Annotated in this window: 9 protein-coding genes; 3 read left to right on the plus strand and 6 right to left on the minus strand. The window is 73.2% G+C overall.

The window, feature by feature from the left end; genetic code table 11:
- Nucleotides 1–33: 33 nt before the first annotated feature.
- The 4 genes from glpK to mmuM all read right to left on the minus strand — a co-directional run bounded on the left by glpK (nucleotide 34) and on the right by mmuM (nucleotide 4,519).
- Entirely contained in the window at nucleotides 34–1,566 is a 1,533-nt protein-coding gene (glpK, locus tag AB0K43_RS19155) for a glycerol kinase GlpK (protein ID WP_363641177.1), read from the minus strand.
- 87 nt (nucleotides 1,567–1,653) lie between these two features.
- Nucleotides 1,654–2,373, minus strand: a complete 720-nt coding sequence (locus AB0K43_RS19160; protein WP_363641179.1) for an MIP/aquaporin family protein — start codon at nucleotides 2,371–2,373, stop codon at nucleotides 1,654–1,656.
- Between the two features lie 340 nt (nucleotides 2,374–2,713).
- Nucleotides 2,714–3,478 carry an IclR family transcriptional regulator gene (locus AB0K43_RS19165; RefSeq protein WP_350641316.1) on the minus strand — a complete coding sequence of 255 codons (765 nt, stop codon included), beginning with the start codon at nucleotides 3,476–3,478 and terminating at the stop codon, nucleotides 2,714–2,716.
- Nucleotides 3,479–3,571: 93 nt separating this feature from the next.
- A complete protein-coding gene (gene mmuM, locus AB0K43_RS19170) occupies nucleotides 3,572–4,519 on the minus strand; it encodes a homocysteine S-methyltransferase (RefSeq protein ID WP_363641207.1) in 948 nt (315 codons plus the stop codon).
- A 131-nt stretch (nucleotides 4,520–4,650) separates the two neighbouring features.
- Between mmuM and AB0K43_RS19175 the strand changes: the two genes are divergently transcribed.
- From AB0K43_RS19175 to AB0K43_RS19185, 3 genes are all read left to right on the plus strand, one after another.
- On the plus strand, nucleotides 4,651–5,460 hold the full coding sequence (locus AB0K43_RS19175; protein WP_363641181.1) for an NUDIX domain-containing protein: 810 nt from the start codon (nucleotides 4,651–4,653) through the stop codon (nucleotides 5,458–5,460).
- Between the two features lie 33 nt (nucleotides 5,461–5,493).
- Nucleotides 5,494–6,045 (plus strand): NUDIX domain-containing protein, encoded by a 552-nt coding sequence (locus AB0K43_RS19180; protein WP_363641183.1) that lies wholly within the window; start codon nucleotides 5,494–5,496, stop codon nucleotides 6,043–6,045.
- A 135-nt stretch (nucleotides 6,046–6,180) separates the two neighbouring features.
- A complete protein-coding gene (locus tag AB0K43_RS19185) occupies nucleotides 6,181–8,199 on the plus strand; it encodes an acetoacetate--CoA ligase (protein WP_363641185.1) in 2,019 nt (672 codons plus the stop codon).
- 66 nt (nucleotides 8,200–8,265) lie between these two features.
- Here the strand turns inward: AB0K43_RS19185 and ptsP are convergent, their stop codons facing one another.
- Together ptsP and AB0K43_RS19195 are read right to left on the minus strand one after the other, a co-directional pair.
- Nucleotides 8,266–9,936, minus strand: a complete 1,671-nt coding sequence (ptsP, locus tag AB0K43_RS19190; protein ID WP_363641187.1) for a phosphoenolpyruvate--protein phosphotransferase — start codon at nucleotides 9,934–9,936, stop codon at nucleotides 8,266–8,268.
- Nucleotides 9,937–9,959: 23 nt separating this feature from the next.
- Nucleotides 9,960–10,409 (minus strand): PTS glucose transporter subunit IIA, encoded by a 450-nt coding sequence (locus AB0K43_RS19195; protein WP_363641189.1) that lies wholly within the window; start codon nucleotides 10,407–10,409, stop codon nucleotides 9,960–9,962.
- Nucleotides 10,410–10,979: the final 570 nt, after the last annotated feature.

Genomic DNA, 10,979 nt, shown 5'->3' on the forward strand with positions numbered 1-10,979 from the left:
GGCCGGGGCCCGTGGCCCCGGCCGGTGTGCCGGTCAGTTCTGCTCGTCCTCCTCCACCCAGCCCATGGTGCGCTCCACGGCCTTGAGCCACTTCTTGTACTCCCGCTCCCGGGTGGTCTCGTCCATCCGGGGAGTCCACTCGGCGGCGCGGTGCCAGTTGGCCCGCAGGGTGTCGAGGTCGGGCCAGAAGCCGACCGCCAGGCCGGCCGCGTAGGCGGCGCCGAGGGCGGTGGTCTCGGCCACGTACGGGCGCTCGACCGGTGCGTCGAGCACGTCCGCGATGTTCTGCATCAGCAGGTTGTTGGAGGTCATGCCGCCGTCGACCTTGAGCGCGGTGAGCTCGACGCCGGAGTCCTTCTGCATGGCGTCGACCACCTCGCGGGTCTGCCAGGCGGTGGCCTCCAGCACGGCGCGGGCCAGGTGGCCCTTGGTGACGTACCGGGTCAGGCCGGCGATCACGCCGCGGGCGTCGGAGCGCCAGTACGGGGCGAACAGGCCGGAGAAGGCCGGCACGAAGTAGGCGCCGCCGTTGTCCTCGACGGTGTTGGCCAGGGTCTCGATCTCGGCCGCGGTCGAGATGATGCCGAGCTGGTCGCGCAGCCACTGCACCAGCGAGCCGGTGACCGCGATCGAGCCCTCCAGGGCGTAGACCGGAGCCTGGTCGCCGATCCGGTAGCCGACCGTGGTGAGCAGGCCGTGGTACGAGTTGACGATCTTCTCGCCGGTGTTCAGCAGCAGGAAGGTGCCGGTGCCGTAGGTCGACTTGGCCTCGCCCTCGCTGAAGCAGGTCTGGCCGAACAGCGCGGCCTGCTGGTCGCCCAGCGCCGAGGCGACCGGCACGCCCGCCAGGTCGCCGACCGCGTGGCCGTAGACCTCGGCGGAGGAGCGGATCTCCGGGAGGACGGTCAGCGGCACGCCCATCGACTCGGCGATCTTCTCGTCCCAGGCCAGCGTGGACAGGTTCATCAGCATGGTGCGGCTGGCGTTGGTCACATCGGTGATGTGCTTGCCGCCGTCGACGCCACCGGTGAGGTTCCAGATCACCCAGGTGTCCATGGTGCCGAACAGGATGTCGCCGGCCTCGGCGCGCTCCCGCAGGCCCTCGACGTTGTCCAGCAGCCAGCGGATCTTCGGGCCGGCGAAGTAGCTGGCCAGCGGCAGGCCGGTCTCGCGGCGGAAGCGGTCCTGGCCGACGTTGCGGCCGAGCTCGCGGCAGAGTGCCTCGGTCCGGGTGTCCTGCCAGACCAGGGCGTTGTGCACCGGCTCGCCGGTGTTCTTGTCCCACAGGACGGTGGTCTCGCGCTGGTTGGTGATACCGATCGCGCGGATGTCGTCCTTGGTCAGCCCGGCCTTCTCCAGCGCACCGCGCACCACCGACTGGACCCTGGTCCAGATCTCGGCGGCGTCGTGCTCGACCCAGCCGGGCTGCGGGAAGATCTGCGAGTGCTCCTGCTGGTCGACGGCGACGATCCGGCCGTCGGCGCCGAAGATGATGCAGCGGCTGGAGGTCGTGCCCTGGTCGATCGCGGCGATGTAGTTGCCGGCGGGGGTCCCAGTGATGGTCATGAAGTCCTCGGCTCGGGATGAGGGGTTCGGGGTGGGCGGGCCTGACCTGAGGTCAGTCCCCGTGCACGGGCGTCGGGCAAACCCGGACTAGAAGGCCACGTGGTAGAAGCCGCCGGCCAGCAGACCGCCGATGATCGGACCGGCCACCGGGATCCAGGCGTACGACCAGTCGGAGCCACCCTTGTGGGGGATGGGCAGCAGCGAGTGGATGATGCGCGGGCCGAGGTCGCGGACCGGGTTGATCGCGTAGCCGGTCGGGCCGCCGAGCGAGAGGCCGATGCCGACGACGGTGAAGGCGACGATCAGGATGCCCAGGCCGGACAGGCCGAGACCCTTGTTGAGGCCCTGGGTGAGGATCGCGAGGCAGAGCACGAAGGTGCCGATGATCTCGGTCAGCAGGTTCTGGATCGGGTTCCGGATCTCCGGACCGGTCGAGAAGATGCCGAGGGTCGGCTCCTCGTTGGCCTGGAACTGGCCGAGGTAGGTGGCCCAGACCAGCACCGCGCCGATCATCGCGCCGAGCAGCTGGGAGCCGAGGTAGAGCGGCACCTTGCCCCACTCGCCGGTGTCGGCGGCGATGGCCAGGGTGACGGCCGGGTTCAGGTGGGCGCCGGACTTCGGGGCGGACATGTAGGCGGCGATCATGACCGCGAAGCCCCAGCCGAACGTGATGGCCAGCCAGCCGGCGTTGATCGCCTTGGACTTCTTGAGGGTGACAGCGGCGCAGACGCCACCGCCCAGGAGTATCAGAGCAGCAGTACCGAGGGTCTCGCCGACAAAGATGTCGCCGTTGGAGAACGCGGACACACAGACTCCTTCGTCTGTCTGGCTCCTATGTCCGAATGGTCCGGAGCAAGGGTGGGGGCAGGCGGTACGTCTCCCGTCCCGGGGATACGTACCGGGGGGCGGCTGGACCGATCGCTGAGCGTGGTGAGCGCGGGGGAGTGCGACTCGGTCCAACCGTCGTTCGACATTGTCGACCGACATGCGGAAGCTTCCCCCTCCGGTGTCCCCTGCGTCAAGGCGGGGTTACGCACCTGTGACTCATCGCTCCATGACACCCCGGTCCGGGCCCGCAAACGCGAAGGCGCGGGCGGCCCGCAAGGGCCCGCCCGCGCCTTCGCGCAAGGGGTGGAACGGTGGCCGGTCAGAACCGGCCGGCACCCAGATCGCGTGAGATCGCCCGCGCCGCGCTGCGCACCGAGGCGACCAGCGAGGGCTTCACGAAGCCGTCCTCGCAGACCGTCTCCACCGCGCCGGAGATGCACACCGCACCCACCGGATTGCGCCGCCGGTCCTGGATCAGCGCGCCGATCGAGGCCACGCCCTCCCAGGTCTCCTCCACCGAGTCCGACCAGCCGCGCTCGCGGATCAGGGCGCACTCGGCGTCCACGTCGGCCGGGTCGGTCAGCGTCCGCAGCGTGTACGACTCCAGCGGGCCCTCGCCCAGCTCACCGCGCGCCACCGGGTCGTACGCCAGCAGCACCTTGCCCAGCGCGGTGCTGTGCAGCGGCTGCATCGAGCCCACCTCCAGCACCTGCCGGGTGTCGTCCGGGCGGAACACGTGGTGCACGATCAGCACGCCCCGCTGGTGCAGCACGCCCAGGTAGACGGTCTCGCCGGAGGCCCGGGCCAGGTCGTCCGCCCAGACCAGCGCCCGGGCGCGCAGCTCGTGCACGTCCAGGTAGCTCTGGCCGAGCCGCAACAGCTCCGCGCCCAGCTGGTACTTGCCGCTCTCCGCGTCCTGCTCGACGAAGCCCTCCTGCTGGAGGGTGCGCAGGATCCCGTGGGCCGTCCCCTTGGCCAGGTCCAGCGCCGTGGCGACCTCGGACAGGCCGAGCCGACGCTCGCCTCCGGCCAGCAGCCGCAGTATCGCGGCGGCCCGGGAGAGCGACTGGATCGGGCCGGGCATCGGCTACCTCCCTGACAGACGGTCGACAATGTCGACCGCAAGAGTATCGCCATGAGTCTGCCAGGCCACAGGCCGTGCGTGCACCTTTCCCGATCAACGTGCGCGCACGGCCCGGGCCAGCGCGGAGATCTCCGCCTCGCCGACCCGGCAGCAGCCGCCCACCAGCCGGGCCCCGCCGGCCGTCCAGCCCGCGACCCGGCCGGGCCGGAAGGTCGGCTCGCCCGCCCACCCCCGCCCGCTCTCCCACCGCTCCCCGCTGTTCGGGTAGACCACCACCGGCTTGCCCGTCACCTCCGCCGCCAGCGGCACCGCCCGGTCCGCGTCGGTGGGGGTGCAGCAGTTCACCCCCACCGCCACCACCTCCGGCACGCCGGCCGCCACCGCGAACGCCTCCGCCAGCGGCTGCCCCGCCCTGGTCCGGTCACCCGCCACGCTGTACGACAGCCACACCGGTACCCCCAGCCCCCGCACCACCCGCAGCAGCGCCTCGGCCTCGTCCACGTCCGGCACCGTCTCCAGCGCCAGCACGTCCGGGCCGGCCGCCGCCAGCACCTCGACGCGCGGCCGGTGCCACCGCTCCAGCCGCGCCACGCTCAGCCCGTACCGGCCCCGGTACTCCGACCCGTCCGCCAGCACCGCCCCGTACGGCCCCACCGACGCCGCCACCCAGCGCCGCCCCGGCCCCTCCCGCTCGGCCCGCTCGGCCGCCCGCCGCGCCAGTGACACGCTCGACGCGATCAGCCGCGCCGCCCCGGCCCGCCCCACCCCGCGCCGGCCGAAGCCCTCGAAACTCGCCTGGTAGCTCCCGCTGATCGCCAGCTGCGCCCCGGCCCGGAAGTACCCCAGGTGCGCGGCCACCAGCGCCTGCGGCCGGTCCGCCAGCAGCCGCGCCGACCACAGCGCGTCCGACAGGTCGTGCCCGGCCGCCGCCAGCTGGTTCGACAGCCCGCCGTCCAGCACCAGCACCCCGCCCGCCACCGCCGCGGCGAACGACCCCGCCTCCGCGAACGACCCCGCCTCCGCGAACGACCCCGGCCCGATCCCGGTCACCACCCACCTCCCGCCGGCACCCCCTGGACACCTCCCGCCACTGTAGGCACGCCCACCCGCCCGGTGTGCACTATGTTGATCTCACTCCGAGTACGACCGGCCCAGCCCCGTGGGAGGCCCCGATGTCCGCAGACCCACCGGCCCGGGAGCAGGACTGGCTCGCCGCCTACGACCCGCGCGCCTTCACCCCGATCGCCGTCACCGTGGACGTGGTCGCCCTCACCCTCCGCCAGGGCGAGCTCGCCGTCCTGCTGGTGGAACGCGCCGAACCACCCTTCCAGGGCCACTGGGCCCTGCCCGGCGGCTTCCTGCGGGCCGGCCGGGAGAACCTGGACCAGGCCGCCGCCCGCGAACTCGCCGAGGAGACCGGCCTGGACGGCACCGACGGCGCCACCGCCCTCGGCCGGGTCCACCTCGAACAGCTCGGCACCTTCGGCGACCCCGCCCGCGACCCGCGGATGCACGTGGTCTCCGTCGCCCACCTCGCCTTCGCCCCCGACCTGCCCACCCCCACCGCCGGCACCGACGCCGCGGCCGCCGCCTGGCACCCGGTCGACACCCTCGACCTGGCCGCCACCGGCGCCGAGCACCGCACCCCGCTCGCCTTCGACCACGCCGCCATCCTCACCCACGGCCTCGACCGGGCCCGCGCCAAGCTCGAGTACCGCCCGCTGGCCACCGCCTTCCTCGGCGCCACCTTCACCATCCCCGAGCTGCGCGCCGTCTACGAGGCCGTCTGGGGCGAGCCGCTGCACCCCGGCAACTTCCACCGCAAGGTGCTCTCCGTCCCCGGCTTCGTCGAACCCACCGGCACCACCGCCGACCGCGGCGGTACCCGCGGCGGCCCGCGCGCCCGCCACTACCGCGCCGGCCCCGCCCGGCAGCTGCACCCCCCGCTGCTGCGCCCCGGCCGCGAGCAGCGGAACCCCTGACCGGGCCGCTCCCGCCGCACTACCATCCGTCCCATGACGAGCGCGCAGGCCCACCGGCCCAACTCCCACTGCCACTGGTGCGGGACGCCGTACCACCCGAACACCGAGGGCTGGCCCCGCACCTGCCCCGGCTGCGCCGAGATCAGCTACCGCAACCCGCTGCCCGTCACCGTCGTGGTACTCCCGGTCGACCGGCCCGACGGCGCCCGTGGCCTGGTCGTCATCCGCCGCACCATCGAACCCGGCTACGGCGAGCTGGCCCTGCCCGGCGGCTACGTCGACTTCGGCGAGAGCTGGCAGCAGGCCGCCGTCCGGGAGCTCCGCGAGGAGACCGGCATCGAGGCCGACGCCGCCGACGTCACCCTGGTCGCCACCGACTCCGACGCCGCCGGCGGCTTCCTCTGCCTGTTCGGCATGCTCCCCGTCCGGGCCCTCGCCGACCTGCCGCCCTCCGTCCCCACCGAGGAGACCGACGGCTGGCAGCTCGCCGACCCGCACACCCCGCTCGCCTTCCCGTTCCACACCCGGGTCTCCCAGGCCTGGTTCAAGGGCGAGTACGACCACCTTGTGCCCGACCCCCACTGACCAGCACCTCCGAGTGGCGAGGCGGACCCTGGCGCGGCCGACGATCACATGGCAGGGTCTGCTCCGTCAGCGTCCCTAGGGCGGGCCCGCCACAAGCACCGCCCGTCCCCACGTACCGGCCGGGAGACCACCACCGTGAGCACCCCACCCAAGGACCAGCCGCTCTGGCGCCCCGCCCCCAGCCGCGCCGCGGCCAGCGAGATCGTCCGGTTCCAGGCCTGGGCCGCCCAGCAGCACGGAGCCCCGGCCGCCCCGCTCGCCCCCGCCGACGACGACGAGCAGGCCGCCGCCCGCTACGCCGCCCTGCACGCCTGGTCCACCGAGGACCTCGGCCGCTTCTGGCAGGCCGTCGCCGAGTGGTACGAGGTCCGCTTCAGCACCGAGCCCGAGACGGTGCTCGCCGACGCCACGATGCCCGGCGCCCGCTGGTTCCCCGGCGCCCGGCTCAACTACGCCGGTGAGATCCTGCGCCGCGTCGACGACCCGACGTGCAGGGACGAGGCCGCGATCCTGCACCTGGACGAGACCACCGAGCAGCCGGTCGAGGTCACCTGGCGCGAGCTGGGCCGCCAGGTCGGCTCGCTCGCCGCGGCCCTGCGCGCCCGCGGCGTGCGCCCCGGCGACCGCGTGGCCGGCTACCTGCCCAACATCCCGCAGGCCGTCGTCGCCCTGCTCGCCGCCGCCTCGATCGGCGCCGTCTGGACCTCCTGCGCCCCGGACTTCGGCGCCCGCAGCGTGCTCGACCGCTTCCAGCAGCTCGAACCCGCCGTCCTGATCGCCGTCGACGGCTACCACTACGGCGGCAAGGACCACGACCGCACCGAGGTGGTCGCCGAGCTGCGCCGCGAGCTCCCGTCCCTGCACACCGTCGTGCACGTCCCCCTGCTCGGCGGCGCCACCCCGGACGGCGCCCTCGCCTGGGCCGACCTCACCGCCGACGAGACCGAACCGGTCTTCGAGCAGGTCCCGTTCGAGCACCCGCTCTGGGTCCTCTACTCCTCCGGCACCACCGGCCTGCCCAAGGCCATCGTGCAGAGCCAGGGCGGCATCCTGCTGGAGCACCTCAAGCAGGCCGGCCTGCACCTCGACCTCGGCCCCGGCGAGCGCTTCCTCTGGTACACCTCGACCGGCTGGATGATGTGGAACTTCCTGGTCGCCGGTCTCCTGGTGGGCGCCACGATCGTCACCTACGACGGCAGCCCCGGCCACCCCGACACCGGCGCCTTCTGGTCGGTCGCCGCCCGCACCCGCGCCACCGTGGTCGGCACCTCCGCCGCGTACGTGATCGCCAGCCGCAAGGCGGACCTGCACCCCGGCCGCGATCTCGACCTCTCCGCCGTCCGCTGCCTCGGCACCACCGGCTCCCCGCTGCCCCCCGACGGCTTCCAGTGGATCTACGACGAGGTCAAGCAGGACATCTGGCTCGCCTCCGTCAGCGGCGGCACCGACGTCTGCAGCTGCTTCGTCGGCGGCGTCCCGACCCTCCCGGTGTACCTCGGCGAGATCCAGGCCCCCTGCCTCGGCGCCGCGGTCGAGTCCTGGGACGTCCAGGGCAAGCCGCACACCGACGAGGTCGGCGAGCTGGTCGTCACCAAGCCGCTCCCCTCGATGCCCACCGGTTTCTGGAACGACCCCGACGGCACCCGCTACCGGGACAGCTACTTCGACATGTACCCCGGCATCTGGCGCCACGGCGACTGGATCACCGCCACCTCCCGCGGCACCGTGGTCATCCACGGCCGCTCCGACTCCACCCTCAACCGCCAGGGCGTCCGGATGGGCTCCGCCGACATCTACGAGGTGGTCGAGCGCCTGCCCGAGATCGCCGAGTCCCTGGTGATCGGCCTGGAGGAGCCCGGAGGCGGCTACTGGATGCCGCTCTTCGTCGTCCTCGCCCCCGGCGCGGCCCTGGACGAGGAGCTGATCGGCCGCATCCGCAGTTCGCTGCGTACCGAGCTCTCCCCGCGCCACGTCCCCGACGAGGTCCTCGCCGTCACCGGTCTCCCGCACACCCTCACCGGCAAGCGGATCGAGGTCCCGGTCAAGCGGCTGCTCTCCGGCACCCCGCTCGCCCAAGCGGTCAACCCCGGCTCGGTCGACAACCTCGACCACCTGCGCTTCTTCGAGGAGCTCGGGCGCTCGCGCCGGGCCTGAACGGCCCGAAGGGGCGCTGCCAACCCCCACGGTGGCAGCGCCCCTCCTCCCTCACCCGTCCCGGGATCACTCCCCGGACAGCACCTGCCGGGCCGCCGCCCGCGCCTGGTCGGCGGTGTCGGCGGCCCGCGCCGCCTCCGCCGCCCGGCGACACTGCGCCAGCGTGTACCTGGCCAGCGCCGTACGCACGTACGGGATCGACGCCGCGCCCATCGACAGGCTGGTGACGCCCAGCCCGGTCAGCACGCAGGCCAGCAGCGGGTCCGACGCGGCCTCGCCGCACACCCCGCAGCTCTTCCCGACCGACTTCGCCGCGTCCGCGGACAGTGCGATCAGGTCCAGCAGCGCGGGCTGCCAGGCGTCCTGCAACCGGGCCAGCGCCCCGACCTGCCGGTCGGCCGCGAAGGTGTACTGCGCCAGGTCGTTGGTGCCCAGCGACAGGAACTCGACCTCCTGCAGCACCGAGCGCGCCCGCAGCGCGGCCGAGGGGATCTCGACCATCGCGCCGTACTTCGCCTCCAGCCCCGCCTCCCGGCAGGCGTCCGCGAACGCCTTGGCGTCCACCCGGTCGGCCACCATCGGCGCCATCACCTCCAGGTGCACCGGCAGCCCGGCCGCGGCCTTCGCCAGCGCGCGCAACTGGGTGCGCAGCACGTCCGGGTGGTCCAGCAGGGTGCGCAGGCCGCGCACCCCGAGCGCCGGGTTCGGCTCGTCCGCCGGCGTCAGGAAGTCCAACGGCTTGTCGGCGCCCGCGTCCAGCACCCGGACCACCACCCGGCTCTCCGGGAAGGCCTCCAGCACCGTGCGGTACGCCTCGACCTGCTTGTCCTCGGTCGGCGCCTTCGCCGAGTCGTCCAGGAAGAGGAACTCGGTGCGGAACAGGCCCACACCCTCCGCCCCGGCGGCCAGCGCCGCCGGCAGATCGGCCGGGCCGCCGATGTTCGCCAGCAGGGGCACCCGGTGCCCGTCCGAGGTCAGGCCCGGCCCGGAGGACGCGGCCAGCGCGGCCTTCCGCTCGGCCGCCAGCCGGCGCAGCTCGTCCTGCTTCGCCGCGCTCGGCTCCACCAGCACGTCGCCCGAGCTGCCGTCCACCGCCACCACGGTGCCCTCGGCCACCCCGGCGGCACCCGGCAGCGCGACCACGGCCGGCACGCCCATCGCCCGCGCCAGGATGGCGCTGTGGCTGGTCGGCCCGCCCTCCTCGGTCACGAAGCCGAGCACCAGCGTCGGGTCCAGCAGCGCGGTGTCGGCCGGCGCCAGGTCCCGCGCGAACAGCACGTACGGCTCGTCGCTGTCCGGCACGCCGGGCATCGGCACGCCGAGCAGCCGGGCAACGATCCGGTTGCGCACGTCGTCCAGGTCGGCGACCCGCCCGGCCAGGTAGTCCCCGGCCGAGGCGAGCAGCGCCCGGTAGGCGGCGAAGGCGTCGTGCACCCCGCGCTCGGCACTGCTGCCGACCGCGATCCGCCGGTTGACGTCGGCCATCAGCTCCGGGTCCTGCGCCATCAGCGCCTGGGCCTCCAGCACGGCCTGCGCCTCGCCGCCCGCGAGGTTGCCGCGGGCGATCAGGTCGGCGGCCACGGCGTCCACGGCGGTCTGCGCCCGGGCCTGCTCACGCGGCGCGTCCTCGGTCGCGATCCGGGTGGCCGGCGGCTCCAGCACGGCCGTCCCCATGTGCCGCACCTGGCCGATCGCGACCCCGTGGCTGACACCTACGCCGCGCAGCGACTGTTCCATCTCCCGCGTTCCTTCCAGCACCGTCAGTTCCAGGTGAACAGTTCGCCGCCGACCGGCACCACACCGGTCTCGGCCACCGCCGTGAGCGCCTCGGCCGGCGCCTCCAGCGCGACGATCGGCGAGATCGGGGACTTCCCGGCGGCCTCGACCGCGGCCGGGTTCCAGCGGATCACCGGCTGGCCGCGCCGGACCTGGTCGCCCTTGTTCACCAGCAGCTCGAAGCCCTCACCGTTCAGCTGCACCGTGTCGATCCCCAGGTGGGTCAGCACGCCGTGCCCGAACTCGTCCATGACGACGAAGGCGTGCGGGTGCATCGAGACCACCAGGCCGTCCACCGGGGCCACCGCCTCGGTCGGTTCGCGCACCGGGTCGATCGCCGTCCCCGGGCCCACCATGGCGCCGGCGAAGACAGGGTCGGGCACGGCGGCGAGCCCGACGGCGCGACCGGCGAGCGGCGACGTCACAGTGGTCATGGTGGAGCCTCCCAGGTGCGGAGTACAGCGCGTGTGGCCGCCGAACGGCGGCTCGTACAACGACTGAAGCCTAAATTATGTCAACTTCGGACATATCGTCATGTAGCACCCACGGCCCCATCCGCCCGTCACGCGACCCGCGCACACGACCGTGTACGAATCGAGCCGCGCCCAGGCGGGCGCTCGGCCCACAGGCGCCCAAGTGGTCTAGTCCTCTTGGCCAACGCGCCGCACTCTACGGCATCCGGGTGAGCTGCGACGATCGCCCCACCCGGCTCGGACGGCTCCTGCTCCCTGCGCCCATACGAGTGACACGGCCGCAACCCGATTAGGCGCTCGGCCCCGAGCCCGCTATGGTTGGCCGAGTCGCCGCGAGCCGGTGATGAACAGAGCGTGTCGGTGACGCAAAGCTTCGGTTAAAACCTGGCAAACGGATCTGATAAGCTCGAAGCACGAACGAAGCGCCCGGAGAGGCCACGAGAGTGGCTCGAAGGAAGTGTCCGTTCCTTGAGAACTCAACAGCGTGCCAAAAGTCAACGCCAGATATGTTGACATCCCCGGCCGGTCCTC

This window comes from Kitasatospora sp. NPDC049258 (genome assembly GCF_040678895.1).
Taxonomy (GTDB): Bacteria; Actinomycetota; Actinomycetes; order Streptomycetales; family Streptomycetaceae; genus Kitasatospora.

Coding starts and splice junctions, on each gene's coding strand:
- AB0K43_RS19195 (WP_363641189.1), bottom strand. CDS start 10,409: ATGACCACTGTGACGTCGCCGCTCGCCGGTCGCGCCGTCGGGCTCGCC.
- ptsP (WP_363641187.1), bottom strand. CDS start 9,936: ATGGAACAGTCGCTGCGCGGCGTAGGTGTCAGCCACGGGGTCGCGATC.
- AB0K43_RS19180 (WP_363641183.1), top strand. CDS start 5,494: ATGACGAGCGCGCAGGCCCACCGGCCCAACTCCCACTGCCACTGGTGC.
- AB0K43_RS19165 (WP_350641316.1), bottom strand. CDS start 3,478: ATGCCCGGCCCGATCCAGTCGCTCTCCCGGGCCGCCGCGATACTGCGG.
- AB0K43_RS19175 (WP_363641181.1), top strand. CDS start 4,651: ATGTCCGCAGACCCACCGGCCCGGGAGCAGGACTGGCTCGCCGCCTAC.
- glpK (WP_363641177.1), bottom strand. CDS start 1,566: ATGACCATCACTGGGACCCCCGCCGGCAACTACATCGCCGCGATCGAC.